This window comes from Nocardia elegans NBRC 108235 (genome assembly GCF_001612845.1).
Classification (GTDB): domain Bacteria; phylum Actinomycetota; class Actinomycetes; order Mycobacteriales; family Mycobacteriaceae; genus Nocardia; species Nocardia nova.
In genome coordinates this window covers 1-25,565 of the sequence record NZ_BDBF01000020.1, presented here as the reverse complement: position 1 = coordinate 25,565, position 25,565 = coordinate 1, and the positions used below count along the sequence as shown (strand labels likewise).

At 65.8% G+C, this 25,565-nt stretch carries 35 protein-coding genes; 15 read left to right on the top strand and 20 right to left on the bottom strand.

Annotated features, from left to right (window positions below):
• Genes NE2_RS15940 through NE2_RS15915 form a run of 6 tightly spaced genes read right to left on the bottom strand, consistent with a single transcriptional unit; the run spans window position 1 to window position 3,230 of the window.
• Entirely contained in the window at window positions 1–291 is a 291-nt protein-coding gene (locus NE2_RS15940) for a hypothetical protein (RefSeq protein ID WP_063026918.1), read from the bottom strand.
• A complete protein-coding gene (locus NE2_RS15935; protein ID WP_063026916.1) occupies window positions 288–1,625 on the bottom strand; it encodes an FtsK/SpoIIIE domain-containing protein in 1,338 nt (445 codons plus the stop codon). Before NE2_RS15935 ends, NE2_RS15940 begins: the two co-directional genes overlap by 4 nt.
• Window positions 1,622–1,885, bottom strand: coding sequence for a hypothetical protein (locus tag NE2_RS15930; protein WP_063026914.1), 264 nt, complete (start codon window positions 1,883–1,885; stop codon window positions 1,622–1,624). The genes NE2_RS15935 and NE2_RS15930 overlap by 4 nt, the downstream gene beginning before the upstream one ends.
• A gap of 36 nt (window positions 1,886–1,921) precedes the next feature.
• A complete protein-coding gene (locus NE2_RS15925; protein ID WP_233429797.1) occupies window positions 1,922–2,530 on the bottom strand; it encodes a DUF2637 domain-containing protein in 609 nt (202 codons plus the stop codon).
• Window positions 2,530–2,781 carry a hypothetical protein gene (locus tag NE2_RS15920; RefSeq protein ID WP_063026910.1) on the bottom strand — a complete coding sequence of 84 codons (252 nt, stop codon included), beginning with the start codon at window positions 2,779–2,781 and terminating at the stop codon, window positions 2,530–2,532. The genes NE2_RS15925 and NE2_RS15920 overlap by 1 nt, the downstream gene beginning before the upstream one ends.
• A complete protein-coding gene (locus NE2_RS15915) occupies window positions 2,778–3,230 on the bottom strand; it encodes a hypothetical protein (RefSeq protein WP_063026908.1) in 453 nt (150 codons plus the stop codon). The genes NE2_RS15920 and NE2_RS15915 overlap by 4 nt, the downstream gene beginning before the upstream one ends.
• A gap of 270 nt (window positions 3,231–3,500) precedes the next feature.
• Here NE2_RS15915 and NE2_RS15910 point away from each other — a divergent pair, with 270 nt between their 5' ends.
• Complete coding sequence (locus NE2_RS15910) at window positions 3,501–3,809, top strand: hypothetical protein (RefSeq protein WP_063026899.1); 309 nt, start codon at window positions 3,501–3,503, stop codon at window positions 3,807–3,809.
• Between the two features lie 266 nt (window positions 3,810–4,075).
• Entirely contained in the window at window positions 4,076–4,768 is a 693-nt protein-coding gene (locus NE2_RS15905) for a GntR family transcriptional regulator (protein WP_063027017.1), read from the top strand.
• 49 nt (window positions 4,769–4,817) lie between these two features.
• Here NE2_RS15905 and NE2_RS15900 read toward each other — a convergent pair whose 3' ends face one another.
• Entirely contained in the window at window positions 4,818–5,654 is an 837-nt protein-coding gene (locus NE2_RS15900; RefSeq protein ID WP_063026897.1) for a hypothetical protein, read from the bottom strand.
• Window positions 5,655–6,112: 458 nt separating this feature from the next.
• On the opposite strand from NE2_RS15900, the gene NE2_RS15895 reads away from it, so the two are divergent.
• Entirely contained in the window at window positions 6,113–6,574 is a 462-nt protein-coding gene (locus NE2_RS15895; RefSeq protein ID WP_063026895.1) for a hypothetical protein, read from the top strand.
• A 444-nt stretch (window positions 6,575–7,018) separates the two neighbouring features.
• Here NE2_RS15895 and NE2_RS35715 read toward each other — a convergent pair whose 3' ends face one another.
• Together NE2_RS35715 and NE2_RS15890 are read right to left on the bottom strand one after the other, a co-directional pair.
• Window positions 7,019–7,945: a hypothetical protein gene (locus tag NE2_RS35715; protein WP_146165305.1), complete on the bottom strand. Its 927-nt coding sequence runs from the start codon at window positions 7,943–7,945 to the stop codon at window positions 7,019–7,021.
• Window positions 7,946–8,572: 627 nt separating this feature from the next.
• Entirely contained in the window at window positions 8,573–9,946 is a 1,374-nt protein-coding gene (locus NE2_RS15890) for a wax ester/triacylglycerol synthase domain-containing protein (protein WP_063026893.1), read from the bottom strand.
• A gap of 242 nt (window positions 9,947–10,188) precedes the next feature.
• Between NE2_RS15890 and NE2_RS15885 the strand changes: the two genes are divergently transcribed.
• Genes NE2_RS15885 through NE2_RS15875 form a run of 3 tightly spaced genes read left to right on the top strand, consistent with a single transcriptional unit; the run spans window position 10,189 to window position 12,239 of the window.
• The gene (locus NE2_RS15885; RefSeq protein WP_063026891.1) at window positions 10,189–10,533 is read left to right on the top strand and encodes a DUF1801 domain-containing protein; all 345 of its coding nucleotides are present in this window, start codon (window positions 10,189–10,191) and stop codon (window positions 10,531–10,533) included.
• A gap of 15 nt (window positions 10,534–10,548) precedes the next feature.
• Complete coding sequence (locus NE2_RS15880) at window positions 10,549–10,974, top strand: YciI family protein (protein WP_063026889.1); 426 nt, start codon at window positions 10,549–10,551, stop codon at window positions 10,972–10,974.
• 14 nt (window positions 10,975–10,988) lie between these two features.
• Window positions 10,989–12,239, top strand: coding sequence for an RNA polymerase sigma factor (locus NE2_RS15875; RefSeq protein WP_063026887.1), 1,251 nt, complete (start codon window positions 10,989–10,991; stop codon window positions 12,237–12,239).
• Between the two features lie 397 nt (window positions 12,240–12,636).
• Here NE2_RS15875 and NE2_RS15870 read toward each other — a convergent pair whose 3' ends face one another.
• From NE2_RS15870 to NE2_RS15860, 3 genes are read right to left on the bottom strand one after another with little or no spacing between them, the layout of a single operon-like run.
• A complete protein-coding gene (locus tag NE2_RS15870) occupies window positions 12,637–12,870 on the bottom strand; it encodes a hypothetical protein (RefSeq protein ID WP_063026884.1) in 234 nt (77 codons plus the stop codon).
• Window positions 12,870–13,082 carry a hypothetical protein gene (locus NE2_RS15865; protein ID WP_146165304.1) on the bottom strand — a complete coding sequence of 71 codons (213 nt, stop codon included), beginning with the start codon at window positions 13,080–13,082 and terminating at the stop codon, window positions 12,870–12,872. The genes NE2_RS15870 and NE2_RS15865 overlap by 1 nt, the downstream gene beginning before the upstream one ends.
• Complete coding sequence (locus tag NE2_RS15860; RefSeq protein WP_063026881.1) at window positions 13,079–13,384, bottom strand: hypothetical protein; 306 nt, start codon at window positions 13,382–13,384, stop codon at window positions 13,079–13,081. The genes NE2_RS15865 and NE2_RS15860 overlap by 4 nt, the downstream gene beginning before the upstream one ends.
• Window positions 13,385–13,482: 98 nt before the next feature.
• Here NE2_RS15860 and NE2_RS15855 point away from each other — a divergent pair, with 98 nt between their 5' ends.
• On the top strand, window positions 13,483–14,643 hold the full coding sequence (locus NE2_RS15855; RefSeq protein ID WP_063026879.1) for a helix-turn-helix domain-containing protein: 1,161 nt from the start codon (window positions 13,483–13,485) through the stop codon (window positions 14,641–14,643).
• A gap of 87 nt (window positions 14,644–14,730) precedes the next feature.
• Here NE2_RS15855 and NE2_RS15850 read toward each other — a convergent pair whose 3' ends face one another.
• The 4 genes from NE2_RS15850 to NE2_RS15835 all read right to left on the bottom strand — a co-directional run bounded on the left by NE2_RS15850 (window position 14,731) and on the right by NE2_RS15835 (window position 17,464).
• Window positions 14,731–15,162 carry a nuclear transport factor 2 family protein gene (locus NE2_RS15850; protein WP_084494083.1) on the bottom strand — a complete coding sequence of 144 codons (432 nt, stop codon included), beginning with the start codon at window positions 15,160–15,162 and terminating at the stop codon, window positions 14,731–14,733.
• 65 nt (window positions 15,163–15,227) lie between these two features.
• The gene (locus NE2_RS15845) at window positions 15,228–15,455 is read right to left on the bottom strand and encodes a deoxyribodipyrimidine photolyase (protein ID WP_233429796.1); all 228 of its coding nucleotides are present in this window, start codon (window positions 15,453–15,455) and stop codon (window positions 15,228–15,230) included.
• A gap of 113 nt (window positions 15,456–15,568) precedes the next feature.
• Window positions 15,569–16,546 (bottom strand): quinone oxidoreductase family protein, encoded by a 978-nt coding sequence (locus NE2_RS15840; protein WP_063026875.1) that lies wholly within the window; start codon window positions 16,544–16,546, stop codon window positions 15,569–15,571.
• A gap of 39 nt (window positions 16,547–16,585) precedes the next feature.
• On the bottom strand, window positions 16,586–17,464 hold the full coding sequence (locus tag NE2_RS15835) for a helix-turn-helix transcriptional regulator (protein WP_233429795.1): 879 nt from the start codon (window positions 17,462–17,464) through the stop codon (window positions 16,586–16,588).
• Between the two features lie 163 nt (window positions 17,465–17,627).
• Here NE2_RS15835 and NE2_RS15830 point away from each other — a divergent pair, with 163 nt between their 5' ends.
• The gene (locus NE2_RS15830) at window positions 17,628–18,290 is read left to right on the top strand and encodes a lysophospholipid acyltransferase family protein (RefSeq protein ID WP_063026872.1); all 663 of its coding nucleotides are present in this window, start codon (window positions 17,628–17,630) and stop codon (window positions 18,288–18,290) included.
• Between the two features lie 86 nt (window positions 18,291–18,376).
• Window positions 18,377–19,024, top strand: coding sequence for a hypothetical protein (locus NE2_RS15825; RefSeq protein WP_063026870.1), 648 nt, complete (start codon window positions 18,377–18,379; stop codon window positions 19,022–19,024).
• A gap of 14 nt (window positions 19,025–19,038) precedes the next feature.
• Here the strand turns inward: NE2_RS15825 and NE2_RS15820 are convergent, their stop codons facing one another.
• Entirely contained in the window at window positions 19,039–19,935 is an 897-nt protein-coding gene (locus tag NE2_RS15820) for a LysR family transcriptional regulator (protein WP_063026868.1), read from the bottom strand.
• A 71-nt stretch (window positions 19,936–20,006) separates the two neighbouring features.
• On the opposite strand from NE2_RS15820, the gene dapA reads away from it, so the two are divergent.
• Window positions 20,007–20,885: a 4-hydroxy-tetrahydrodipicolinate synthase gene (gene dapA / locus NE2_RS15815; RefSeq protein ID WP_063026866.1), complete on the top strand. Its 879-nt coding sequence runs from the start codon at window positions 20,007–20,009 to the stop codon at window positions 20,883–20,885.
• A 41-nt stretch (window positions 20,886–20,926) separates the two neighbouring features.
• Here the strand turns inward: dapA and NE2_RS15810 are convergent, their stop codons facing one another.
• Window positions 20,927–21,130 (bottom strand): hypothetical protein, encoded by a 204-nt coding sequence (locus NE2_RS15810; RefSeq protein ID WP_063027011.1) that lies wholly within the window; start codon window positions 21,128–21,130, stop codon window positions 20,927–20,929.
• An 82-nt stretch (window positions 21,131–21,212) separates the two neighbouring features.
• Complete coding sequence (locus NE2_RS15805; protein ID WP_051025198.1) at window positions 21,213–21,446, bottom strand: BldC family transcriptional regulator; 234 nt, start codon at window positions 21,444–21,446, stop codon at window positions 21,213–21,215.
• Window positions 21,447–21,668: 222 nt separating this feature from the next.
• Here NE2_RS15805 and NE2_RS15800 point away from each other — a divergent pair, with 222 nt between their 5' ends.
• The 5 genes from NE2_RS15800 (at window position 21,669) to NE2_RS15780 (ending at window position 24,633) form a co-directional block, all read left to right on the top strand.
• Complete coding sequence (locus NE2_RS15800; protein WP_030516232.1) at window positions 21,669–22,007, top strand: DUF4229 domain-containing protein; 339 nt, start codon at window positions 21,669–21,671, stop codon at window positions 22,005–22,007.
• Between the two features lie 158 nt (window positions 22,008–22,165).
• Complete coding sequence (gene cds1, locus NE2_RS15795) at window positions 22,166–23,251, top strand: L-cysteine desulfhydrase Cds1 (RefSeq protein WP_063026864.1); 1,086 nt, start codon at window positions 22,166–22,168, stop codon at window positions 23,249–23,251.
• 95 nt (window positions 23,252–23,346) lie between these two features.
• Window positions 23,347–23,568: a helix-turn-helix domain-containing protein gene (locus tag NE2_RS15790; RefSeq protein ID WP_030516234.1), complete on the top strand. Its 222-nt coding sequence runs from the start codon at window positions 23,347–23,349 to the stop codon at window positions 23,566–23,568.
• On the top strand, window positions 23,568–24,158 hold the full coding sequence (locus NE2_RS15785) for a Clp protease N-terminal domain-containing protein (protein ID WP_063026862.1): 591 nt from the start codon (window positions 23,568–23,570) through the stop codon (window positions 24,156–24,158). The genes NE2_RS15790 and NE2_RS15785 overlap by 1 nt, the downstream gene beginning before the upstream one ends.
• Before the next feature lie 85 nt (window positions 24,159–24,243).
• Window positions 24,244–24,633, top strand: coding sequence for a phage holin family protein (locus NE2_RS15780; RefSeq protein ID WP_039781154.1), 390 nt, complete (start codon window positions 24,244–24,246; stop codon window positions 24,631–24,633).
• Between the two features lie 20 nt (window positions 24,634–24,653).
• Here NE2_RS15780 and NE2_RS15775 read toward each other — a convergent pair whose 3' ends face one another.
• Window positions 24,654–25,523 (bottom strand): 1,4-dihydroxy-2-naphthoate polyprenyltransferase, encoded by an 870-nt coding sequence (locus tag NE2_RS15775; protein WP_063026860.1) that lies wholly within the window; start codon window positions 25,521–25,523, stop codon window positions 24,654–24,656.
• Window positions 25,524–25,565: the final 42 nt, after the last annotated feature.

Below are 25,565 nucleotides of genomic sequence, written 5' to 3'. Positions count from 1 at the left end.
TCAGTTCTCCTGTTTGTCAGCGGGTGCACCGCAGCGGTCGCAGCGGCGAAGAGCGTTGTTCGTGGAGGGGAAGTGGTGGCCGCGCAAGTCGCATTCGGCGGTGATCGCGCAGCCGTCGCAGGTGATGCGGTCACCGTCGTAGAGCCAGCCGTTACGGCCGCCGGCGAGGTAGTAGGCGGCCTGGTGGGTCGAGGTGAAGCACACCGCATCTCCGCGAGCGTCGGTGTAGAGGTCGCCGCAGCCGTCGCAGTAGATGACCACGTGGTTTTCGGTGACGAGTCCGCGTTTCATGCCGCCACCGGCCCCGTGTAGCCGTCACCAGGGATGTCGTCGCCCAGGTCGTCAGGGTCGAACCCGGTGTAGTCCTCGGTCGGTCCGGTGATCACGGGAGCCGGGGAATACAGGTTCACCAGAGCGTCGGCCTGGTCGTCGTCGATCCAGAACGCCCGCACGCGAACGAATTCGGTGGTGCCGTCTTCGCCGACGTAGCCGACACCGGGCGTGGTCTCGGGGATGCGGTCGCAGTACGCGCCCCGGTCCCTGGCACCTTGCCCGTGGACCATCGCCGTCTGGGTCGGCTCGTCCAACCGGAGACCGACGCGGACCGGGAACAGTTGCCGGTTGGGCATCGTCTCCTTGGACGGGTCCTGCAACGCGGCGATGACCGACACACCGGCGGCACGGCCTTTGGACAGCAACAGCCCGGTCAGCTTCCGGAACTCTTCCTGCTCGGTGCGGTCGGCATACGACGACAGCGACGCCGCTTCGTCGATGATGATCAGGATCAGTGGCTCATCGATGCTGGGCACCAGCTTGCGCACCCCAGCCGCCCGCATCCGGGCCAGCCGTTCGTCCATCTCGTCGCGGGCTTCGGTCAACATGCCGAGGATGGAGTCGGCCGTGGTGGCAAACCGGGTGAACAGCCGGTTCTCACCGCGCCCGAACTCGGCACCACCCTTCGGGTCGGCCATGCGAACATCGACCAGCTTGGCTTTGATCGCGGGGCCGAGGCCGGCCAGGATCGACCACAACACCGAGCCCTTACCCGAACCGGTGGCACCGGCAAGAAGGATGTGCGAGTACAGGATTCGCAGCAGCCACGGTGCCCCGTCCTCACGCACACCAACCCGCACCGCTTCCAGGTCCACACCGGCAGCCACGGTGTCGGGGGTGTCGGTGGTGACCGATTCGGCCAGGGTGTCGTGCACTCGCAGTTCCAGCCGCACCCAGCCCGGAGCAGGAGAGGACGCGGTGACCTGTTCGACGCCGACGTGATCGGCGATGCGAGATCGCATGTCGTCCTTGGTCCAGTCGGCCAAGGTTTGCCCACCGCGCATCAGCAGGTCGACGGTCAGGCCGTGGCGGGAGTAGTCCCACCACTCCACACGCGGGAACCCGGTCTCAGGCGAACCGAGCTTGAGCAGCGAAAACATCAACTGCGAGTGCACGGGTGAAGCGAACGACAGGATGGCCGGGCGAAGAATCTCCGGGGCCTCGGCCAATTCGCGTTCCAGGCTCGCGGCGGTGGTGGTGGCGGGGCGGCGGCCCCACGGCAGGATGTGTGCCGCGAAGACGAGCGCGCCGATAGCTGAGGCCGCGATCGGGACCATGTCGACGACGGTCATTGCCAGGGCTCCTTCGAGTCGTCGAGCCCGCACAACAGCTGGCAGCCCTGCACATCGGCCGGGGGCAATCCCGGTTCGTGGCAGAACATGGTGCAGCCGTGAGAATCCGGGGCGGCGGGTATGTGTTCGTCGCAGAACATGACGCACCCCGGTTTGGCGGTGGCGTGCTCGACAGCGGCCACTTCGTGACGCGGACCGAACGCCAAAACACCGGCGACACCCAGAGCGACGGCGGTGACAGCCAGAGCCGTAGCACCCACGGCCGCAGCATTATTCAGACTTGTTTCCATCACAGATCAGCTCCCGATCGGGACAGAGACCGGCAGCAACGGAGGCTGCACGGGTCGAGAAACAGGAATCGGTTGTGCCGCCGCTGGCGGAGCGGGCACCGCCGGGGTAGGCGGTTCGGGGGCCGTAAGTTCCTCAAACTCATCGAAAGTCGGCGCGGTGTCCTCAGCGGCCACAGCCGTCGCCGGAGTAGCGACCGGAGCCGGGCTATCTTGTGCGGCACGGAACAGCACCGCCAGGCCGTGGGTATCCACGAGCAGCGATACCGGGGCGATGGCCGCCACGATCGCGCACAGCCACGCCGGTAGCTCTTTGCCCGCCGCTACGGCGTGGATGCTGTTGCCCGCCACCGACACCAGCGCCCCGACCACCAGAACCCAGGTGAAGAACTTCCGTTCTGCGGACTTGGCGAGGACCAAAGCGCTGGCGGTGGCCTGAACGATCGTGCCGTCGATGATCAGCGGGAACAGCCACGCATCCGACGCCGGAATATGCGCCAGCTTGGCCAGATCCCGCAGCGTGGCGAACGACAGCCGGAAGGCGGCGGCGCCGACGCCCACGATCACCAGGACCGCGAACACCCGCGCCGCACGCATTCCCCGCTCAGGCGTGAACATCAGGCAGCCTTCTCCGCCGCCAGACGCTCCGCCACATCGTGCATCATCAGGATCTGCGGCAGCTGCTCAGCCAGGGTGCGAGCATCCTCGATCGACAGATACAGCAGGGCGGACCCGATGGCCTCGTGGTTCATCTCCACGCCCACTGCGGCCGGGATCGGCCCCGATGCAGTGTCGCGGGCCGGGCAGTACTCGGCCTCGATGCCATCGAACTTGCTGATGTGTGCGCTGATGAACGACATGGCGGTCACGCAGCCTTCGCGTCGCCACGCGCCGGACGAGCCGCACCCGGATCAGCCGCGGGAACCTTGGCGCCGGAGTTGTCACCCGCGATACCGGTAGCCCGCACCGTCCAACCCAGGGTCTTGAACTCGCCCTGACCCGTCACCTTCGGCTGAAGAGTCACGTTCTCCAGCACGATCGAGCGCATACCGGGCAGCACCTCGGGAGTCGAGGGCACCGGGGCCACGTCCGCCAGGAAGATCACCTGAATGCTGGACTTCTTCGGGTTCGTCTCGGCCGGATTGGTCGCGGTGGCCTTCCACTGCCGCAGACCGGTCACCGGGTCGACCTTCTGACGAGCCGGAGCGTTGCGGTTCTGGTTGTACTCGGTGTCCGGCTCGATCTCGCCGACCAGCACGAGGCCCTTCTCGAACGCTTCGTTGAACGCGACGTTGAAGCGCAGATCTTTGAGTGCCATGACTGGATCTCCTTGCGTCTGGGGGTATTTCGACTCTCGCCGCGTTTGGTAGCGGCGACGAGCTCATCGTATACGTAGCTGCGTATACGCACAAGGAATTTGCGTATACGAAGGGCGAGAAAGATCAAACCCGCTGGTCAGCGCGCCGAAACCCTCTTGTCCGTATACGTATCTTCGTATACGCTGAGCGATGTAAGGACGCTATTGCCGCTGGTTGAGGACTTGCTGATCCATCGACACGCGGCATCATGGGACAAGAAGGTGTGCGCAATGAGATTCCGCCCTACGGCTCTCGCGTGGATCGACCCCGATGTGACCGTCGCGCCGGACTGGGATCGCGCCCAGGTGCAGCGCCTGGCGAGGCATCTCGGCTATGCCCTCATCTGGCCAGCGAGTTCGTTGCTGCCCTTACCGGATCAAGTTCGCACGGCCGATGTCGACGCGGTGATCGTCCCTTCGGCGAACCATCTGGACCCGCTCACCCTGAACAGCCTCATGGATCTGGCTGATGTCGAGGCCGTCTTACCTCGGCTGTCGTTCGCGAGGTGGCCGATGCAGCAGGGCGGGGGGCGGCGGTGAGCACCTGGGAAGCCCTCGGACTGCTTCTTGTAATCCTGCCGCTGTCGGTGGGGGTGTATTGCCTGGTTGCGTACTGGCCGGAGCGTCGTCCCTCTGATCGCTTAATGGACCGAGCTGAGCCGGAGGTTGTCAATTCGGATACAGATTCGAATGCATGAATATCTCTCGCGATAAGCCGCCTATCCATCCAATTGCGTATACGAAGTGCGCTACACTAGCTCCGAGTTCGACTCGCTAATGATTTTCGAATTGAAGGGATGAGCCTCATGGCGGAACCAGCCTACGTTTCCATCGCAGGCGAATATGCTCGCCGAATTCGCGGCGGAGAATTGCCGCCCGGAACTCAGCTGCCGAGCTATTCGGAAATCGCCGCCCGCAACAACGTCTCCGACATCGTCGTCAGGAAGGCGCTTGAGCTGCTTCAGGGGCAAGGACTTGTTCGGTCTGTACGCAGGCGCGGCGTGTTCGTGTCGGACCGACCGAACCTGATCCGTATCTCGCCCGAGCGGCAGATGGAGGACCCCGAAGTGACGTTCGCGAACGAGTCCGAGAGTACGGTCCAGATCGACCGGACAACGGAGAAGGTCCAGGCCACAGAAGCATTGGCCGATGCTCTCGGCGTAGCAGTCGGCGAAGAGATCACCCACGTCGTCACTCGCGCCAGCGAAGACGGCCGGCCTATCTCCGTGTCCGACAGCTACCAGCCCGTCGACGTAGCGGACACCTCCGACGCTGCCACACTCGAGGAAACAGTCGCAGACAGCATCCCGGTACCGTCACACGCGGAGTGGTTGAAGACCACCCCCGGTGACCTTGTGAAGACCGTCCACCAGCGCTACATCACCGCGACAGGCCGAGTAATTATGGTCTCGGATGTGTCTTATCCAAGGGATCGCTATTACGCGTTTGTTTTCCGCATGAATTTGAAACCGGAATTGGAATCGGCTACCGAGAACTAGAGCTCTGCGCGACCGCCGGTCATCCGACTATGGATGACCGGCGGTTCTTTTATTGACGGACCCAGCCCTGAGCTCGATCCGCGAGATTCCACCAAGAGACGAATTTCGAATCCTCTGATTCGATCTTCCATCGCGAGTCCAGCGCATCGAAAAAGGCGTCATCGCCCGTCTTTCCGCCCTTCGGCTCACCGATGTAGACCAACCGGCGACCGCCGTTCGCCTCGAAGGCGGCCAGCGCGTCCGATGCCATCGTGTTGCCCCAACCGGGAGGCCAACACAGGAACAGAACCTCATCGGCACTGCCGACTGACCGCGCAGCGAACTGCCCGAGATCACCAACGCTCGACCAGACATCCGCTTGGCCTTCGGCCCGAGTGAACGACGGGTTCTCGGACCGGTCCGGCGGCTCCGAGTCATACGCCGCAACATCCAAACCTGCGCTCGCCAACTGCGCAGCCCAGTAGCCGCGGCCAGCTCCGAGCTCGACCACCGAACGCCCATTGCAGAATTGATGCATCCAAGCCACGGTCTCCGGCGACGGAATCGCGTAGGCGTAGGCGGCCTGCAAGATGGTCTGCGCGAATCCCAGCCGCGCGCTTCCTTGGGGCCGGCCACCATCGACGACCCGGCGCCCGTCACGTTCGGATACCGATGGCCCGACGATGTCCCAGTAGGGATTAGCGCTAGTCGACGGCCCGCCCGTCATGTAGTGCACGAGCCGCAAATCGAACGCGGCGTCGGCCCGTTCGTCGCCCGTCCCTGGCAGCATCGGCGCGGTGTCGAGGTATTCCGCCACCTTCGGATACTCGGCCCGCAACCGTTCTTCGTCGCCCAACAACCCGGCCAGTTCTTCACGACGGTCCGCCGTCAGCGCAAGCTCAGCCATGCTCCAAGTCTGTCCGCGCACAGGCTGTTTCGGCGAGCAAATGCACTCACCTGCATGGGTCGTTGCCGAATTTGGCTATAGAGGATCAAGGGCGGCGCTTCGCGCCGCCTAGCGGCGCCGCCACGCGGCGCCGCGCAACCGCCCGCCTACGCAAGCTGCGGCAAGCGGGCGCGTCGGGCGCGTCGGCGCCGCTCTGGCGACGTGGTAGAACGCCGGCCATTCCTATCTGACCACTTTCATCAACGAGGCAGTGCTGGGCGCGACGCCTGCCGTCCCCGACTTGACCTCCCGCAGCCAAGGCCGAATCCGCCGGTACCCAGCCCAGGCAACCGGCTGTGGGTCACCCCATACAGACCTGCTCGCGCCAAACCTTACGACCAGAGATCCGCCGGGACCCAAACCAAGATCATGGGATGATGCGATCAGACGCTTGTTGCACGGTCAATAGAGGACGGTCAATGCCCGAGATCGACGGAAAATTTGAACAACTGGCCGAGAAAGTCGATATGGCCGGGGGGGCCGTGCCCATCAACTGGGGCGAACTCCGCGATTACGTCTATGCCTGGCGGCTGGGCCCGACAACGGTTGCCGAAATCCGGACGAAACTCAAGGGACTCGGCTTGAAGGTGCCCATCGCCGGCTGCGCCCCAGAACAGCACATGTGGACCGTGGTCTACCGGCCCGACACTCCACTTGGAAGTTGGCTCGAGAAGGCTCTGGTTGGGCCTCCGGAGTCAGCCTCTCCCGCAAATCTTGTTGGCTTGGTCCTCCTCGGAGCTGCAGTCACAAAGGAACAAGAGCTGCGCTCCTTACGCGAAACGATCGACCGACTCAACGCCCGCGTAAAGGATCAGGATGAGAAGATTCTCGCGCTGCGAGCCATCATCGACCGCATCAAGATCGCCGTTGCTGACATCTAGCTGGAGCCAGCGTATCGCTCCTCACGTGGACGAGTCTTGACACGCCCGAACTCCAGAAACGACGAACCCCCGCGGACCCGAAGTGGATCACGCCGGGAGTCCCCCTGCCTCCTCATAGCCGGATTGTCTCGCTCCAGCCAACCGCGTCAAGGGAAAGAGCGCCCTTGACCCGGCTGCCTTCCGCTGAGGGCGGCATGTATGAGGAAGGCCGGGGGAAAGTAGTCAGGGGCGGATAGACACCCTATCCGCTGGAAGCGCCATACCTGCCGTGCAATCTACGTGCAACAGCTGTAGGCGAACGGCGGTCAGCAGCAGTGAAATTCGGACATCAGCCCGACGCGACGACGCACACGGATACCGAGCTGACCAGGGGCTATGCCCTGATCCGATGGTCGGGATGACAGGATTTGAACCTGCGACCCTCCGCTCCCAGTGTGGAGGCCACTACCCGTCTTGGGTTCTTTTCCTGTTAAGGCGATCCGACACACCCATTCCGGGCCCCGAAAGATAGCCCTCTATGTCGGCACCTTCGAAGTGGTCGTCAAAGGAAACAAAGACTTCCTCCGATCGCCAACCGCACATCGCACATACAGAAGCCTCGAAGAAGCCGCCTTTTTCCATATCAGTTACAAGGTCATCCTCGATACGATATGACTCACATCGAGGACACCGCTCAGGTTCGCCGACGGTGAGACGATGTATTAGAGTTCCAAAGGTGCCTATTAGATGCGAAGTTGCATTAAGCACGAGATCGGCATCTCTTGGGGTGGCATTGCTGTAGTGCTGAAGCCAGACAGTGAGGTCCCAAGTCTTTTCAACCAACGCTTTCACGTACGCCCTAACCCGCCGCTCGGTGGTCAAGCGTTCTGCGAATATGTCTGCCCACCCCTTGAAATCAGCGGCCTTTGGGGGGTTCTCGATATCGCCAACCCAGTCGGCATCCATATTAGACTTCGCCAGCGATATCAACGCATCTCTGCATTTTATTCCTACCGACTGGAAGTCTTCCGATTCGGAAGCTGTATCCATTGTTTCCAATGCCTGCCGAAAACGACGCCACGAGGGTGAGACGTGCTCCTCCTCGTTTTCGTCCATTTCGGCACGCGAGCGCTCTGTCAAGAAAAGGCCGAGGCCGAGATGAAAAATTAACGCTTGCTCGGCCTGTGGAAAATCTTCTTGAGAGTATAAATTCGTCGGATCTGTTATTACCCACCAACGTGAATTTTTGCAATGTACATCATAAATGTCATGGACGCGACCCAGCATCCGCCGAGACCCAATCTTCTGCACCAGTTCTGCCTCATCATCACGAGACTGGCTGTTCACATACTCGCGGATTTGCCGCTCTTCTGCTTCTGACATGTCAACCAATGACTGACTTCCTCTGTCTTGTTGTCGAGCAAGTACATCGAGGCATCGATCGGCCCCACGTCTTCCGTTACCGTGTCGGCGGATTCTGCAGTAGATGACGGGAAATCGGTCATCGAGGCGCTGCCCGCCTTCGAACGATGACGACAGCCCCGACGACAACAGCGACGACTTCGGAGCCGTCACCACCGCCACCTACAGACGACAGTCACCCGTTGTCTCACCTGGTCAGCGTCCCGTCCGGACCCTCGTAATGAGAGGCTCGGACAGCAGACGTGGTGCAGCTGTACTCGTGGAAGTTGTCACGCACGTGTCACATGGCCTGCAGACCACCTCGGACACACTGAGACTTCCGCGGAACCGTTTCGGCAGCTTGCGTAGGCCTACGGACGTCCGCGAGACCAGAGCGGACACAACGCATTCGACTCGTAATGAAGAGGTAGTGCGCTCCCTCATGCTCGGTACGCAGTGAGTACGCAACGCGGCTCAGCGGTGCCATACTGAGCCAACGTTGCGAATCCAAATAGCCAGGTCAGGCCCACGGAGCCATTGCCAGCCCACCAATGCAAATGCCAAGAACAGTCTTCATCATCAACATCGTGGTGAGCGGGTTGCACTCGTACGCGGGACTCAACTAGTTTCACCGAGTTCGAGGACGGCGTGGAAGCCTTCGGCTAGGCAGTCGGTGAAGGTTTCCACGTCCGGTACCGCGGCCGTATCGGCGTTGATGCCCACGCAGCAGGTATCGGTATGGGAGATGAGCGTGACGTTGAACGCCGTGCCGATGGTGGGGCCGAAGGCGTACATCCGCTCGACGGCGGCGCCGGCGATGTAGATCGGCACGGGGGAGCCGGGGACGTCCGAGGCGACGAAATCCACGTGCTTGAGCATCGCGGTGACGATGGCGACCGGTAGCCGGTTGAGCGTGGCGGCGACGGCGGCCGAATAGGGGATCGCCGGTTCGTGCCGCCAGCCGACGACCATCGCGTCGAGCACGGGCATCAGGGAGGCCGGGTCGGTGATGCCGGCCGGCAGCGCGAATCTCACCAGGGTGATGCGATTTCCGCCGATCGGATCGGTGTCCTTGCGCACGCTGACCGGCATGGTGACCCGCAGTCGCTCGACCTCCGTTTCGTGCAGTTCGTGATAGCGGTGCAGCCCGATGACCACGCCTGCCAGGAAGGCGTCGTTGAGGGTGCAGCCGACCGTGTGCGCGGCGCGGCGCAGCGGTTCGAGTGGAACGTCGAGAGTCGAAAGGTGCCGTGACAGACCACGTTTCGTCATCACGGGGGAGAGGGTGTCGACCACCGGTCGCGCCAGCTTGCCGATCGAGACGGCCAGCCCCACCCCGTCGCGCACGGTGCCCAGCGGGTGAGTGAGGGCATGCCGGGCCAGCGGCAGCACATGCGCGAGACCGCCGCGCAGCAACTCTGACCCCACCGCCCAATTCCATCCGACGATGTCGGCCAGCCCACCGCGGCTCTCCGGGGCCGGCTGGGGATCCGGACGAGGTTCGCCGCCGGCCCGGGTGAAATCGACGATCTCGTTGGCCAATTGGATGCCGCCCAATCCGTCGGTCAGGCAGTGATGCACCTTGAGCACCAGCGCGCTGCCGCCACCGGTCACATCGCCGAGCACGGTCACCTGCCACAGCGGGCGGACCGGGTCGAAGGCCGTCATGGCCTCGACGCGGGCGAATTCGAATACCGCCGTGCGGTCGACCGCGGCCGGCAGGGCGACCCGCCGCATATGCCAGGACAGGTCGAAATCGGGGTCGGCTTCCCAGCGTGGTGGCGCGAGACCGGCAGGCAGGGCGACCAGCCGATCCCGGAAGCGGGGGGCCACCCGGGTGCCGCGATCGATGGCCTGCACCAGGCGTTCCCAGTCCGGCTCCGCGTCGAGCATCACGACCGAGACGATCGTCGAGCGCAGGATCGCGTCGCGCTCCATACTCCACGAGAACAGGTCGGACTGGCTGAGATGAGATTCGCGCGTGTCCGTCATCGGCTTGCCTTCGCTGAGGAACAGCCGCCGTGATCGCCGCGGATGCGACTCCCGGCGCCGCTCGTGCCTCGACCGTATTCATCTCACCCGTCGCGCCGGTAGGGCCGAACGTCGGTGCCGCCGTGACCAAGGGCTCCCCGGAAGAAAAAAAGTTTCTCCTTCCGTGTCGAAATGCCGGACGGTCGCACGAAGGAGTTGTCGAGAGCCGGACCGGCCGGCCCGGCCACAGAGGGGAGAACGAGATGAACACCCACGTCACCGCGTACATCGACGGTAAGAAGGACTGGCAGACCGGAATCTGCACGAGCCTGCGCGAGACCGTGCACAGCACCCTGCCGGGTGTGGTGGAGGTATTCCAGTACGGCAAGCCACATTTCACGGTCGACGGGACGAACGTCGCGGTGTTGCACGTGGCCGCGGCTAAGGTCTCGTTCATGGTTTTCGGCGCACAGGACATCGAGCCGGTGCCCGGGGTGCTTCGTTCGCTGGGCTCCGGCGACCGCAAGGCTGTCGACTTCCGCGAGGGCGACGCTGTCGATCCCGCATACATCGCCGACCTGCTGCGCCGCGTGGCCGGCACCAACTGAGAAAGAGGTTTCGTCATGCGCGTGATGGTGATGACCAAGGGCGATGCCGCCGATGAGGGCAAGGGGCAGCCGACCCAGGAGATGTTCGAAAAGATGCAGGCCTTCAACGAGAAGTTGGTGAAGGCCGGCATCATGCTCGGCGGCGAGGGCCTTCAACCGAGCAGCACCGGGGCGAGGGTCGCCTTCTCGACGTCCGGGACATCGGTGGTGGACGGCCCGTTCACCGAATCCAAGGAAGTCATTGCGGGATACTGGATTTGGGAGGTCAGCTCGCTGGCGGAGGCCGTCGAGTGGGCCAAGCGCTGCCCGTTCGATCCGTCCTACGGTGATTCCCAGGTTCTGGAGATTCGCCCGCTCTTCGATATGGACGACTTCGCCGAGACCGTCGACGCCGAGACCCTGGCCCGCAGCGAGCAGCTGCAGCACCGGCCCTCGGACTGAACCCGGCCGACCGGATGGAACTGCGCGAATCGGTCGAGGCGCTGTGGCGGATCGAGGCTCCTCAGCTGATCGCCACGCTCGCCCGCCGCATCGGGGACCTCGACATCGCCGAGGATCTGGCATCCGAGACCTTCGTGGCCGCCCTGGAGCAGTGGCCCGCCGAGGGCGTTCCGGCCAGACCCGGCGCATGGTTGATGAGCACCGCGTGGCACAAGGCGATCGACCGTGCCCGGCGGGAGGAGACGGCGCGTAAGAAGGCGCCGCTCCTGCTCGCCGGGCAGGATGGCGAACTGCCGGACGTGAGCGCCGAGGCGCTCACCCCCATTCCGGACGATCTGCTCACCATGGTCTTCACCACCTGCCATCCGGTGCTCTCGCCCGAGTCGCGGGTGGCGCTCACCCTGCGGTTGTTCGGCGGCCTGACCACCGAGGAGATCGCTCGTGCGTTCCTCTGTCCCTCGGCGACCATCGGTCAGCGCATTTCGCGCGCCAAGCGCACGCTCGCGGAGGCGCGGGTGCCGATCGAGGCGCCCTCGGCCGGGGAACTGCCCGAGCGTCTGCGCGCGGTGCTCGAGGTCCTGTATCTGATCTTCAACGAGGGATATTCGGCCTCCTCCGGCGAGAGCGTCGTCCGTGCCGACCTCGCGACCGAGGCCATGCGGATGGGACGGGTCCTGGCCGGCCTGCTCCCGGCGGAACCCGAGGTGTTCGGCCTCGCGGCGCTCATGGAACTGCAGGCGTCGAGATTTCGCACCCGCGTCGACGACAACGGCATTCCGGTCCAACTCGAGCATCAGGACCGCCGCCGCTGGGACCGCACGCTGATCGAACACGGTCTCGGCATGCTCGACCGTGCCTTCGATCTGGGGCGTCCGCTCGGGCCGTATTCGCTGCAGGCGGCGATCTCCGCATGTCATGCCCGCGCCGCCGCCTTCGGTGATACCGACTGGGTCGCCATCCTCGCTCTCTACGACGCTCTCGCCCAGCTCACCGCGTCTCCCGTGGTCGAGATGAACCGGGCGGTCGCGCTTCTCCACGTCGACGGCCCGGAAGCCGCACTGGCCGCGACCGAGCCGCTGCTCGCCGACCGGCGGATGGCTCGATACCACCTGCTCGGCGCGGTCCGCGGCGATTTCCTCACCCGGCTCGGCCGGCATCACGACGCCGCCGCCGAGTTGGAACGAGCCGCCGAACTCGCCCCCACCAGGCAAGAGCGGCAACTTCTGCTGGACCGCATGGCCGCCGCACTCGCCGCCGCAGGGTAAGGCGCCGGCGCACGCAGTTGCGAGGTCTTGCGGCTTTGCCCGCTCCTGTTGCGCAATCTTGCGACCTTCGCGCTGGACGTCGAAACCGCGGAGTCGACCCGGACAAAACCCTGTGAACCTGCGTAGACATCGAAATCTGCCGTACCCGCGGGGTTATGGGTCAGCCGCGACGGGTAGGTAACGATTCATTGCAATCGCATTAATGCGACCTAACCGGAGGGGGTGTACCGGTTACCGTGTGTGCGCGGAGGTTGCCCTCCATGGGGAGCGGATACGTCGGCCTCCGTTGCTAGGGGATGAACCGGTGCCCCACTTCTGTGGGTCTGAGCCGCCCAGCGGGTGGGGCACTGCCTCCTCTCGCGCCGCGCCGTTGACATTCGCCGGTGGGCGCGGGCGGTCACGGCGTCGCAGGCTCTCCGCGGACGTGCGAGGTGGACCGGTGTTCATGCCGACCTGCGCGACGTTCGATGCCGTCGTCGTTGTCGCCGCCGTCGTCGTCGTCGATGCGGTGGAGATCGTCCGCCGAGTACGAACGCCTCGGCCGGAACAAGATTTCGCCCGTACAGGTCGGCCAGTATGCGGCCCAGAGAAGTACGGTCGTCGGAATTCCCCCGGCGATCAGCAGGCCCATCACCGGATCGTTGCCGCGACGGCGCGACCGCGCGGGCTCAGCTGCCATCGACAGCGGTCCCGGCTCGGGACGATCAGGCCGCGCGGGTGCAGGCGAGCCAGCGCGTTGCGGATGCTTCGCGTGGTGTGAGCTGTGGCTCGTTGCGGTTGAGCGGTGGTGAGGAGACCGCCCGGCGCGAGCGTGCGCAGGACGGCGCGCTCGGCCGGATTCACGCCCGGGCTCCGGAGGCGTTCCATCGTGCGAAAGACAGTCGAGGGCAGGCGGTTTCGACGTCTGCGAGGTGCATGACCAGGTCGAGGGTGCGGGCGTCGAGATGGGCGGGTGTGGGCATGACGATCGCGTCCACGTCGGCAGTGCGGATCTGGTCGATCAACGGAATCGTCGGATGCGGAACCGGCCAGACCAGCGCGTAGCCGAGGTGGCGGGCGAGCCGTTTCACCTGTGCCGCATCCCAATTCGGTGCGGTGCTGACCTCCGGATCGATCCAGGCCAGCGCTGTCGGACGTGTTCTCATCCCTACCCCTCCTGTCTGTGTATGTCAGATTCGGCGCAGGTAGGAGCCCCGAGGACCAGTGAAGGGACAGGGCGGCGGTATCGATCTACTCTCGGAGCATGGGCGAACACGTGGGGCGGCGGATCGCATCCGAGCGCAAGATTGCCGGTTTGGGGCAGCGCCAGTTGGCGGCGCGCGCGAACTATTCGCTGTCGATGGTGAAGGCGGTCGAGCAGGGGCGAGAGGTCGCGTCGCCCGGGTTCATCGCGGCGGTGTCCAGGGCGTTGCACATTACGCCCGAACAGCTCACGGGGGCTCCGTACGACGACGGAAAGCCGTTGTCGGACGCGGTGAACGGGCTATCGGTACTGCTCACCGAGGGCCGCTACGCGCGAGCAGCGGAGCCGGGCTCGCTGGTCCAGCTGGATTCGGAACTGACTGCGGCGCAACGGCTCTACCGGGGCGATCGGACGCGTCAAACGATCGAGGTACTGCCGGACCTGATTCGCCGTCTGCACGGCGCGGTGCGAGATCTGAACGGTGATGAGCGTGCGCGGGCATACACCCTGCTGACCGCGGCCTACGTCCTGGCGGAATGGTCGGTACGCCGCACCGGGCATATGATGCTCGCCCTTCCGGCATTGGATCTGGCGGATACCTATGCCCCGCTGGCCGACGACTCGAAGTACGCGGCGTTCTCGGTACTGGCTCGCGCTCGCGCGCTCACGCACTACGGCGAGTCGGAAGTCGCCGCGCGGCTGATCGATTCGGCGCTGGACGCGGCGGATGATTCACATACCGGGATGGTGCTGGCCGGCTACTCACATCTCGCCGGCGCGATCAACGAGGCGCGCTCGTTGAATTACGCACGGGCGCTGGACCATATCGGTGCCGCACGTGAACTGGCAGCTCACACCGGCGAGACCGACCTGTACATGACCGCGTTCGGTCCGCTGAACGTAGACATACATGCTCACGCAGTAGAGCTCGAAGCGGGCGACCCGAACAGGGCGGCGATCGACGGCGCGCAACTAGCTGCGCCGACGGGTGCGCCGCCTACCCGCCTCGGTCATCATTGGCAGGACAATGCGCGGGCGTGGTTGATGTCCGGCAAGCCGGATCGAGCGCTGGCGGCGCTCAACAAAGCCCGCGCCACGGCGCCGCAGCAGACGCGACTGCATCCTTCGGTGCGCGAAACCGTGTACGGCATCGCTGCCGCGCAGCGCCGTCAGTCCGAGGGGTTGCTGGGATTCGCGGCGTGGATCGGCGCTGGTCTCTAGCACAAATCCGGGGCCGAACTTTTCGTGCAAACCTCCGCGAGATTTACGGAAAACGGCGAGGTTTGCACGAAAAGTTCAGGGGTTCCGTCACTCCGGATCGAACGCCCGGGCGACGGCAAGACTGTCCTCGTAGACGTGGTGACGGGTGATCAGGCCGTTCTCGACCGTCAGGTGGAGGGCGAAGCGGGCGCGATAGGGGCGACGGGTCGCGCGCGCGGTCTGGCGAATTTCGCCCAGTACCACCGCATCCGGGCCGTCGACGAGAATTCGCTCGACCACCGTATCGACCTCTTCGGGAATATGGTGCTCGGCGATGGCGCGGAAATGCGCGGCCGCGTCGGCGCGGGTGGAGCGGTGTGTGATCCACGGGGTGGCGACGCGACCGTGCTCGTCTTCCGGCCAGTTCAGTTTCCAGTCGTTCGTCGGGGCGTACAACGCGGCGATGTTCTCCGGATCGCCGGCGGCCATGCGGGCCAGCAGATCTTCGACGACGGTGCGGGTGAGCGCGGCATCATTCACCGTTCCGACTCTGCCCGTGCGGGCGATTGGAGTCCATTACCTCCGACGTCATGCGAATCGAACGGTCAGGATTTCTTGCTGGGAATGACGACGACCACGATGAGGGTCAGGATGCTGAAGAACAGGCCCAGTAGCCCCCACCCGAACGGGTTGCGGCCCTTGGTTGCGGCGATGGCGGCGCAGATGAACGCGGCGATGATGCTGCCGATGGCGACGAAGATTCCTTTGACACCGCGCAGGATGAATCCGGCCGCTTCCGGATCGGTGTGGGCGGCAGCCAGCAACAAGTTCATGATCACTCCTCCTGTGCCGCGAGCTTCCGGGCCGAATGGATTCCGGTGTGCGGCTTCTCAGCAGTACCCGGGCGCCGAGACCGCAAACGGGAGCGCTTCCCCGGCCGCGGCCGTCATCCCTTCGCCGTCGCCAACACCAACTTGCCTGTGCTCGTTCCTGATTCGAGGCGACGGTGTGCCTCGACAACCTGGTCGAACCGCAGGGACTCGACCTGGACGCGAAGTGCGCCACGAGCGGCTGCTTCGACTGCCCGCCGCAGGGCGGCTCCCGCTTCGGCGGGGTAGGCGGCGGCGAAGGCGGCGAGATTGAATCCGGAGACCGTCTTGTTGGTGAACCACAGCTCGTTCGCCGAGACTCCGACGTCCTCGGCGCCGGACGTGTTGCCCATCACGATCATTCGGCCCAGCGGACGAAGTCGGTCCAGGCTCGCGCGGCGGGCCGGGCCGCCGACCATATCGACCACGATGTCGAATTCCCCTGCACTGGACATGTTCTCGCGAAGGATCACCTCGTCGTAGCCGAAAGATCTGGCTACCTCGATCTTCTCGGCGCTGCCGACGGTGCCGACCACCCGGCCCGCGCCGAGCAACCGCGCGGCCTGGCCGAGTTGGCTGCCGACGCCGCCCGCTGCCGCGTGCACCAGCACACTCTCGCCGGGTTCGATGCGCGCCACGCGATCGAGGACGAGAAAGGCGGTGGTGCTGTTGGACGGCAGCGCCGCCGCGAGGTCCAGGCTCAGGTCGAGGCCGTCCAGCGGTGCGACCAAGGCCGCGGAGGTGACGACCACCTCGGCGTAACCGCCACTGTCGACGATGGTCAGCGCCGCGACCGGCCGGCCGACCGTCAGGTCCGTCACATCCGGGCCGACCGCGCGGATCCGGCCCGAAACCTCGATACCCGGCACGAACGGCAACGGCACACCGACGATGCCCTGCCGGTACAGCACCTCGGCGAAGTTGGCTCCCGCATAGGCGACGTCGATGGAAACCTGGCCCGGACCGGGTTCCGGGATGTCGACGGTGGCCGGTCGCAGCACTTCCGCGGGACCGAATTCGGGGATGGTGATCGCCTGCATCTGTGTAGTGCTCATGACAACGATCCTCGGCGCGTTGAAGTCGAGGAGGCAGTGTCAGCTCATCCTGGGTGTGGCACCACCAGGCTGCAACAGCCGTTCCAGGCGTTCGGCGGTGTCGGTGCCGGGGCGCGGGTTGTGCAGGATCAGGTGGTGGCCGGGGTGGTCGGGCACCGGGAACAGCGTGGCGTCGAAGATCAGCAAGCCCACGTCGGGATGTTCGATGGCCTTCACCGCGACGCTGTGTTCGGCGGCGTCGTGGCGCGCCCACAGTTCGGCGAACTCCGGGCTGACCTGGGCGAGATCGGTTGCGATGCGGCCGAATTCGGGATCGTCGGGATAACGGGCGGAGTCGGCGCGGAAGCCGGCCGCCACGCCCGGCGCATTCTCCGACCACTGCTGATGCAGGACGCGGTAGCGGGCATTGGTGAAGTAGGACACCAGGCAGTTGTGATCGGTGTCGCCGTAACCGAATACGCGGCGCGCGGCATCGTTGACGGCGGTGAAATTCCAGTGCCGGTCCCTGATGTATCCCGGACGCGGAGCCCATGCGTCGAGCAGGGCCTGCATCTGCGCAGACGCCGGAACCGACGGCGCGGCCTCGCGCTGCGGCGGATTGAGACCGGAGAGGCGATACAGATGTGCGCGCTCGGCCTCGTCGAGCAGCAGCGCGCGGGCCACCGCGTCGAGCACCTCTCCCGAGACCTTGATATCGCGCCCCTGTTCGAGCCACGTGTACCAGGACACGCCAACCCCGGCCAGCACGGCGACCTCTTCGCGCCGCAACCCGGGAGTGCGCCTCCGCCCGGCCTCCGGCAGGCCCACCTCGGCGGGCGTGAGCCGTTCCCGGCGGCTGCGCAGATAGTCGCGCAGCTCCGCCCGCCGCCGATCTCCCGCGCTCGTGCCGCGCGGATCATCGTTCGCGCTGATACTCACTCGTTCACGATAGTGAGGCGGACGCGGTGCTGATGGCGTGAGGCTGAATTGATCGCGCACACGCCACCGGTAGCCGGTCGCCGCCAGGGCACGACAGCGGGGCCCGAACATGTCGGTGCCCCGTGGGAGAATCGACTCCGTTCGTTGGAATCGGGGGGTGGAAATGAACGAGCAATCCGGGCGCCGGCCCAAGGGGTTGGGTAAGCGGGCATGGCTTACCACGCAGTTCGTGCGGCGGATTCTGCGCACGCTGGCGTGGTCGAATGTCGTGCGCGTCACCGTGACGGGGCGAGAGCTGGTGCCGAAGTCGGGGCCGGTGATCGTGGCGAGCAATCACATCTCGATGCTGGACGCGGTATTCCTGTGGGGAGCGTTGCGGCGCAGGGCGATTGCCATCGCGATGGCCGAGCTGTGGTCGTGGCCGGTGGTCGGGTGGCTGGTGCGGCGCCTGGGGCATATTCCGGTGGTGCGGCGCGACAGTGCGTCCGGCCAGTCGGCGATGGCGCAGGCGGAACAGATTCTGCGGCACGGCGGCGTGCTGATCATCTATCCGGAAGGGCGACTGGTCGCACCGGGCGAAAGTGAACCGTACAAACCGGGAGTGGCGAAACTGGCGCTGGCGAGCGGAGTTCCGATCATCCCGGTGGGCACCACGGGGACCGACCGCGTGCTGCCGATGCGCCGCACCCGCGGCGACGGCCCCGCGTTCGACCGCCGCCAGCGGGTGCGCATTCACTTCGGCCCGCCGATCGATCCCGCGGAATTCGACGATCCTGAGAAATTACTCGATCACTTGCGCCGGCGAATCGAGGACCTGCGGGAATGAGTTCGGCGGCCGGCAGGTGCCGACGGCCGGGCGGTGTCCTCCCGTAGGGTCGGGCATGTGCGCACTCCGGACGGATACGAGCTCCGATGACCGCGGAGCTCGTCTGGTACGCCGCTTACGGATCCAATTTGTTCGAGAAGCGGTTCACCTACTACCGGGCGGGTGGCAACCCGCCGGGCACCCCGCGTCTCTACGGGGGTTTCCGGGATCCCACGCCGCCCGCGCGGAACCGGCCGCTGTCACTGCCCGGATGCGTCTATTTCGCCGGTCAGAGCCCGGTGTGGAGCGGTGGCGTCGCGTTCTACGCCCACCGGCCGCCTTCGGACTGGCCGGCCGGCGCGGCCGCGCGTGGCTACCTGTTGACCGTCGGCCAGTTCAGCGATCTGATGGCCCAGGAGATGCACCGCCAGCCCGGGGACGGCCCCGACTTCGATCCGTCCGAGGTGGTTCGCCGGCGTTACGTCCAACTCGGCGACGGCCGCTACGAGACCCTGTGGCACGTCGACGACGTGGACGGCATTCCGGTCCTGACCTTCACCTCCCCGGGCAGCCCGCTGACCAGCGACCTGACCAAACCGTCCGCACGCTACCTCGGCATGCTGGCCGGCGGTCTCGGCGAATCCCACGGCTGGCCGCCGGACCGCATCCTGCGCTACCTGTCCGAACTTCCGGGCGTGCGGGATTATTGGGAGCCGGAAGAACTCCGCGATGTGGTGGACGGCCGGAGCCTCTGACGTGGCGGCCGGCTTCAGGTGAGATCTTCCACCGGGGGGATCGTCCCGGTGGTGGCGTGCAGCGCGGTGCGGGCGGCGGAGATCGTGGGATGGGTGCGGGTGCCGGCGCGGTAGGCGATCCGGGTGCGGCGGCGAATGGGGAGCGGGGTCAATTCGACCGGGGTGGTGTCGGTTTCGGGATGGAGGGGAATGGCGAGCTGGGGGATGAACGCGACACCCTGCCCGGCGGCGACCAGGGCGAGGACGGTGCCGAAATCGTCGGAGCGGTGGCGGATATGGGGAACGAAACCCGCTGCCTCGCAAGCTCTTACGGTCATGGTGTGGCAGAGGGTGCCGGGTGTTCCGGAGATCCATGCCGCATCGCGGTAGGCGGACAGCGGCTGGGTGGTGCGGGCGGCCAGATAGACCGGTTCCTCCAGGAACGGTTCGGTGTCCAGGCCGGCCTCCGGTTCGGCGGGCACGTAGTCGTATTCCTGGATGAGCGCGATATCCAGGGTGCCGGCACGCAGTGCCGCGGGCACGGCTGCCGGATCGAGTTCCGTCACATGCAGTTCCAAGCGCGGATGAGCCCGGCTGAGCGAGACCAGCGCATGCGGCAGGATCCGCTGCACGGCGGTGGGGAAGGCTCCGATGTGCAGGGCGCCGGTGAGCTCGGCGGTAGCCAGTTCGGCCTCCGCCTGTTCCAGGATCGCGAGGACCGCTTCGGTGTGTTCCACGAGGCGGCACGCCGCCGCGGTGAGGGTGACGCGGCGACCGCTGCGTTCCAGTAGCGTGACTCCTGCCTCGCGTTCCAGCGCGGTGAGCTGCTGGGATACCGCCGACGGGGTGTAGGACATGGCCTCGGCGACCGCAGCAATCGTCCGGCGATGGGCCAATTCCCGCAGTAGCCGTAGGCGGCGAACATCGAGCATAAGTTCAGCTTAAGCTCGAAAGAAGATTTGTGAACTGGACCTGAATCAACGCCTCGACGAGGGTAGGTGGCATGACGTTCAGCGGTCTCTTCGTTCCACTCGTCACGCCGTTCACGGCGGACGGCGAGCTGGCCTGCGACGCACTGGCCCGGCTCGCGCACGAGGTCCTCGATGCGGGCGCCTCCGGCCTCGTCGCCCTGGGTACCACCGGTGAACCGGCCACCCTGACGGCGGAGGAGAAGGCCCGGGTCGTCGACATCTGCGCCCAGGTCTGCGCCGAGCGTGACGTGCCGCTGATCGTGGGTACCGGCTCGAATTCGACCGCCGATTCCGAGTGCGCATTGGCCGCGCTGGACGAGCGCGTCGCGGCGGCGCTGACGGTGGTGCCGTACTACACGAAACCCTCGCAGCGCGGCGTGGTGGAACACTTCCGGCGGCTCGCGCAGCGAAGCCCGGTGCCGCTGCTGATCTACAACGTCCCGCATCGCACGGGCCGGCCGCTCGATACGGAGATCTTGACGGAACTGGCCGAACTGCCGAATGTCGCGGGCTTCAAACACGCAGTCGGCGTCGTCGACGAGACCACGGTCGCGTGGCTGGCTGCGGTCGGCGACCGGACGACGGTGTTGTGCGGCGATGATCTGTACGCGGCGCCGCTGCTGGCGATGGGCGCTCAGGGCGCTATTCTGACCTGCTCGAATGTGGCGCCCGCGGCCTATACGGAGTTGATCGCGGCCTGGCGGGACGGACGGATCGAGGCGGCACGCAAAATCGGCAACCGGTTGGTCGAGCTGGCGCGGGCACTGTTCGCCGAGGCCAATCCGACCGTGGTGAAAGGGGTGCTCGCGGCGCAGGGCCGTATACCGAGCGCACACGTGCGCCTGCCGCTACTGCCCGCGTGCGCCGATTCGGTCTCGGCGGCGCTGGCCGCAGCCGGCCCCATCGGCTGAGCCCGCCTCAGGGCACATCACCCGAGGTGACGATATGCGCGTCAGTGATCCGAGCCGGAATCGCCGTCGCGATGTTGGCGGGAGATCCGCCACAGGAATTCGGGATCGTCATCGGGACCCACGACTCGACGTCTCTTCTCGGGTCCTCGTCCGATGCCGATCCGGGGCGCATGCTCCGGTCCGAACGCTTTCCAGCACAGCACCGCGACAGCCACGACCGCGATGAGTGCCAACAGGTACGCCACGTCGCTCACCTCCTGACATCGAGGGTAATCCCGTGCGCGTACCTGTCGCACTGTGACCGCCGGAATGGGCGGTCCTGTCGGCTCAGGGGCGGGTTGCCTCGGTGGTCAGCGACTTCAGCAGCTGCATTACTTCGGACTCACGGAAGCGGCGATGTCCGCCCGGGGTGCGCAGCGAACCCAGCCGCCCGGCATGTGCCCATCGAGTGACCGTTTTCGGATCGACGTGGAACAGCGCCGCCACCTGGCCCGGGGTCAGGAGGGCCTCCTGGCCGTTGACGGAACCCAACGTGCGGCTCGCCGCGGTGATCGCAGTCATTCGCAAACCTTTCCGTAATCGACAGATCCCTCATCAGATAGCGACATCGTTGCACCCGGACCCCCAGGTGTTCGAACGATCTAACGTTGGTAAAGGGGAAGTAATAGACAAAACGGATATACGTACGGCTGGGTTCGTTGCCTCGGCGAATATCCGGCGATCGAATTCGGTGGGACCCGGGCAGGTCGGAACGGGTGCGGCGGCGTCGCCTACCCTGGTCGTGTGAGTGAAGCATCCCGATCCGACGACGCCGCGAGCGATCGGGCCCCGGCCTCGGCGGGTCGGCGGCTCGCGCGCAATCTGGCGCTGTACACCCTGGCCCGGCTGGCTCTGGTCGCCGTGATCGCCGCCATCATCCTGGTGGTGGCGCACGTGGTGAACGTCGACATCCCGCTGATCGTCGCGCTGCTGTTCGCGTTGGTCGTGGCGATGCCGCTGTCGCTGGTGCTGTTCAAGCGGCTGCGGGCGCGCGTGAACGAGGACATCGCGGCGGTCGACGAGAAGCGCCGCAACGACAAAGCGAACCTGCGAGCTCGCCTGCGCGGCGAGGAGGCGCAGTGAGCGACAATCGCGTAGCGGCTCGCTGCGCCGACCGGGTGCGGGTGTCCCGCATGGCACAGGAGGCGCAGTGAGCGACAATCGCGTAGCGGCTCGCTGCGCCGACCGGGTGCGGGTGTCCCGCATGGCACGGGAGGCGCAGTGAGCGAGCGGGTACTGCGGTGAAGTACTGCGATCGCAGTACTTCACGGGAGTGGGTCGACAATGCGGTGCGGCTGATCGAGGCCGATGCGCAGCGCAGTGCCGACACCCATCTGCTGCGGTATCCGCTGCCGCCCGAGTGGGGTGTGCGGCTGTATCTCAAGGACGAGTCCACGCATCCGACCGGCAGCTTGAAACATCGGCTGGCGCGTTCGCTGTTCCTCTACGCGATCTGCAACGGCTGGGTGCGCGAGGGGACGACCATCGTCGAGGCGTCCTCGGGATCGACGGCGATCAGCGAGGCCTATTTCGCGAAACTGCTCGGCCTGGACTTCGTGTCGGTGGTGCCGACGAAGACCTCGCCGGAGAAGATCGCCCTCATCGAGGCGCAGGGCGGCCGATGCCATTTCGTCGACCGCGCGCCCGATATCTACACCGAGGCCGTGCGCCTGGCCGCCGAGTCCGACGGCCACTACATGGACCAGTTCACCTACGCCGAACGGGCCACCGACTGGCGCGGTAACAACAACATCGCCGAATCCATCTATCAGCAAATGATTTTGGAGACCCACCCGGTGCCGGACTGGGTGGTGGTCGGTGCGGGCACCGGCGGTACCAGTGCGACCATCGGCCGGTATATCCGCTATCGGCGCCACGCCACCCGGCTGGCCGTGGTCGATCCGGAGAATTCGGCGTTCTACGGCGGATATGAGGTCGCCGACTCGGGATATCAGACCGGTATGCCGTCGCGGATCGAGGGAATCGGCCGCCCGCGGGTGGAACCTTCGTTCATCGGCGATGTGGTCGACCGGATGATCGAGGTACCCGACGCCGCCTCGATCGCCGCCTGCCGCCACGCCAGTGACGTGCTCGGCAGGCGGGTGGGCGGGTCCACCGGAACCAATCTGTGGGGTGCGTTCGCCCTCATCGCCGAGATGATCGCCGCCGGCCGCGAGGGCAGCGTGGTGACGTTGCTGTGCGACGGCGGAGACCGTTATGCCGGAACGTATTTCAACGACGAGTGGGTCGCGGGGCAGGGGCTGGACCTCACCGATTCGCACGCGATTCTCGACGAATTCGCCGCCACGGGTATCTGGACCGCCTGAGCCGCGGAATCGCTTCCTCACCGTTCGCCGCAGGTGAACATGCCTGATGTCAATTTTGATTGACGCGCCCGCGATGTCAACGTAAATTGACGTACATGAGTGAAGCGACAACGCTGGCGGCCGCCGCGGGCAGTCCCGACCCCCAGGTCGGGCTGCGGGCGGTGCTCGCGCTGCGGCGATTGCTCGAGCGGCTCGAGGCGATCCAGGTGGCCAATGCCCGTAAGCAGGGGTGGTCCTGGCAAGCCATCGCCGAGGCGCTCGAGGTCAGTCGGCAGGCGGTCCATCAGAAGTACAACCGGAAAGGCGGAATCCGCTGATGTTCGAGAGATTTGCCAAGGCGGCGCGCTCCGCCGTCGTGGACGCGCAGGAGGAAGCGCGTGAATTGCGTTCGCCCAGTATCGATGTCGAACATCTGTTGCTGGGGCTCGCGACCTGCGCCGACGATCAATTGCGACAAGTGCTGGAGGACAACGGCATCACCGCCGAAGCTATTCGGCGCGCGCTGCCGAGCCGGACGCGGACGGAGGAACCGCTGGGTGAGGAGGACGCGGCCGCGTTGAAGTCGATCGGCATCGATCTGGACGCGGTGCGAGACAGTGTGCAGGCCACCTTCGGCGAGGGCGCCTTCGACGAGGCCGTACCCGTTCCGGACAAGGGTCGCGGGCGTTTCCGGTTCGGCGGCGGAATGAGCTTCGGTCACATCCCTTTCACTCGCGAGGCCAAGAAGGCGCTGGAATTGTCACTGCGCGAGGCGATCTCCCGCGGTGACGATCGCATCGAGGCGGGGCATGTGCTGCTCGGCATTCTGCGCGCACCCAACCCGACCACGCGAGAATTGCTGGGCGGGAACGAAGGGATGGAACGGGTGCGCGGCGCGGTCCAGGAGATGCTCGACCGCGCGGCGTGAGGGGCGAGCGCACCCTCCGTCGGGGGCGGGGAGGGGTCGCAGCGCGTGACCGGTAACCCGCCCCGTCCGCCGTTAGCATTGCGGCATGGCACTTCTGCTCCGTTTGGCGATCAACGCCCTCGCGATCTGGCTCGCGGCGGCCTGGGTCGGCGGTATCGAATTGAAGGATCCGCCCGATGCGGGCACCGGCGGCAAGATTCTCGTCGTGGTCTGCGTCGCGATCGTCTTCGGACTGGTCAACGCGCTGATCAAGCCGATCGTGAAATTGCTGTCGCTACCGCTGGTGATCGTCACGCTGGGGCTGTTCCTGCTGGTGATCAACGCCCTCATGCTGTGGCTGACCGCCAAGATCACCGAAACCACCGATTACGGGCTGCGAGTCGACGGGTTCTGGGCGGCGATCTTCGGTGCCGTCATCGTGACCCTCGTCAACTGGGTGCTCGGCGTCTTGGTTCCCGAGGGCGGCCGGGACTGACGCTGCGGTGCGGCCGTTCGTCAGCCGAGGCCGAGCGCCAGTGCGGTGAGCAGGGACCAGCCCAGCATCGCCAAGCCGGTATCGCGCAGTGAGGGGATCAATCCCGGTCCCTGCTGCCCACCGCGCACCGGGGCGTTGGATCGGACGGCGAGCGGTATCGCGAGCAGGCCCACCAGGGCCCACGGGGTGCGCAGCACCAGCAGCAGCGAGGCCACGAACGGCACCACCATCAGCACCAGATGCAGTGTGCGGGTGCGGGTGTCGCCCAGTTTGACGGCGAGGGTGGTCTTGCCGGTCACCGAATCGGTGGGGATGTCGCGCAGATTGTTGGTGACCAGCACCGCGCTGGAGAACGCGCCGACCGCGATCGCGCCGACCAGTCCGGCCCAGTCGAGCCGCTCGGACTGGACGAATTCGGTGCCCAGCACCGCGACCAAGCCGAAGAAGACGAAGACGGCGATCTCACCGAAACCGCTGTAGCCGTAGGGTTTACTGCCGCCGGTGTAGAACCAGGCGCCGGCCAGACAGGCCGCGCCGATCAGCAGCAGCCACCACGCGGTGGTGATCACCAGGATCAACCCGAAGATCGCGCCCACGCTCAGGCAGGCGATCGCCGCGCCGCGCACCGCGGCCGGACTCGCCAGACCGGAACCGACCAGTCGCAGCGGGCCCACGCGCTCGTCGTCGGTGCCGCGAATGCCGTCGGAATAGTCGTTGGCGTAGTTGACGCCGATGATCAGAGCCAGCGAAACCAGCAGGCTCAACAGGGCCTTCCACCACACCGCGGCATCCAGCGACGCGGCCGCGCCGGTGCCGACGAGGACCGGGGCGATCGCATTGGGCAGCGTCCGCGGGCGGGCGCCTTCGAGCCATTGTGCTGCACTAGCCATATCCGGCAGCCTAATGGTGGTAGCCCGGAGGCGGCAGCGCAG

Excerpts from the sequence above, each read along its gene's own strand:
- NE2_RS15940 (WP_063026918.1), bottom strand. The coding sequence starts at position 291 with ATGAAACGCGGACTCGTCACCGAAAACCACGTGGTCATCTACTGCGAC.
- NE2_RS15935 (WP_063026916.1), bottom strand. The coding sequence starts at position 1,625 with ATGACCGTCGTCGACATGGTCCCGATCGCGGCCTCAGCTATCGGCGCG.
- NE2_RS15925 (WP_233429797.1), bottom strand. The coding sequence starts at position 2,530 with ATGTTCACGCCTGAGCGGGGAATGCGTGCGGCGCGGGTGTTCGCGGTC.
- NE2_RS15915 (WP_063026908.1), bottom strand. The coding sequence starts at position 3,230 with ATGGCACTCAAAGATCTGCGCTTCAACGTCGCGTTCAACGAAGCGTTC.
- NE2_RS15910 (WP_063026899.1), top strand. The coding sequence starts at position 3,501 with ATGAGATTCCGCCCTACGGCTCTCGCGTGGATCGACCCCGATGTGACC.
- NE2_RS15905 (WP_063027017.1), top strand. The coding sequence starts at position 4,076 with ATGGCGGAACCAGCCTACGTTTCCATCGCAGGCGAATATGCTCGCCGA.
- NE2_RS15900 (WP_063026897.1), bottom strand. The coding sequence starts at position 5,654 with ATGGCTGAGCTTGCGCTGACGGCGGACCGTCGTGAAGAACTGGCCGGG.
- NE2_RS15895 (WP_063026895.1), top strand. The coding sequence starts at position 6,113 with ATGCCCGAGATCGACGGAAAATTTGAACAACTGGCCGAGAAAGTCGAT.
- NE2_RS15890 (WP_063026893.1), bottom strand. The coding sequence starts at position 9,946 with ATGACGGACACGCGCGAATCTCATCTCAGCCAGTCCGACCTGTTCTCG.
- NE2_RS15885 (WP_063026891.1), top strand. The coding sequence starts at position 10,189 with ATGAACACCCACGTCACCGCGTACATCGACGGTAAGAAGGACTGGCAG.
- NE2_RS15880 (WP_063026889.1), top strand. The coding sequence starts at position 10,549 with ATGCGCGTGATGGTGATGACCAAGGGCGATGCCGCCGATGAGGGCAAG.
- NE2_RS15875 (WP_063026887.1), top strand. The coding sequence starts at position 10,989 with ATGGAACTGCGCGAATCGGTCGAGGCGCTGTGGCGGATCGAGGCTCCT.
- NE2_RS15870 (WP_063026884.1), bottom strand. The coding sequence starts at position 12,870 with ATGGGCCTGCTGATCGCCGGGGGAATTCCGACGACCGTACTTCTCTGG.
- NE2_RS15860 (WP_063026881.1), bottom strand. The coding sequence starts at position 13,384 with ATGAGAACACGTCCGACAGCGCTGGCCTGGATCGATCCGGAGGTCAGC.
- NE2_RS15855 (WP_063026879.1), top strand. The coding sequence starts at position 13,483 with ATGGGCGAACACGTGGGGCGGCGGATCGCATCCGAGCGCAAGATTGCC.
- NE2_RS15845 (WP_233429796.1), bottom strand. The coding sequence starts at position 15,455 with ATGAACTTGTTGCTGGCTGCCGCCCACACCGATCCGGAAGCGGCCGGA.
- NE2_RS15840 (WP_063026875.1), bottom strand. The coding sequence starts at position 16,546 with ATGAGCACTACACAGATGCAGGCGATCACCATCCCCGAATTCGGTCCC.
- NE2_RS15830 (WP_063026872.1), top strand. The coding sequence starts at position 17,628 with ATGAACGAGCAATCCGGGCGCCGGCCCAAGGGGTTGGGTAAGCGGGCA.
- NE2_RS15825 (WP_063026870.1), top strand. The coding sequence starts at position 18,377 with ATGACCGCGGAGCTCGTCTGGTACGCCGCTTACGGATCCAATTTGTTC.
- NE2_RS15820 (WP_063026868.1), bottom strand. The coding sequence starts at position 19,935 with ATGCTCGATGTTCGCCGCCTACGGCTACTGCGGGAATTGGCCCATCGC.
- dapA (WP_063026866.1), top strand. The coding sequence starts at position 20,007 with ATGACGTTCAGCGGTCTCTTCGTTCCACTCGTCACGCCGTTCACGGCG.
- NE2_RS15805 (WP_051025198.1), bottom strand. The coding sequence starts at position 21,446 with ATGACTGCGATCACCGCGGCGAGCCGCACGTTGGGTTCCGTCAACGGC.
- NE2_RS15790 (WP_030516234.1), top strand. The coding sequence starts at position 23,347 with ATGAGTGAAGCGACAACGCTGGCGGCCGCCGCGGGCAGTCCCGACCCC.
- NE2_RS15785 (WP_063026862.1), top strand. The coding sequence starts at position 23,568 with ATGTTCGAGAGATTTGCCAAGGCGGCGCGCTCCGCCGTCGTGGACGCG.
- NE2_RS15780 (WP_039781154.1), top strand. The coding sequence starts at position 24,244 with ATGGCACTTCTGCTCCGTTTGGCGATCAACGCCCTCGCGATCTGGCTC.
- NE2_RS15775 (WP_063026860.1), bottom strand. The coding sequence starts at position 25,523 with ATGGCTAGTGCAGCACAATGGCTCGAAGGCGCCCGCCCGCGGACGCTG.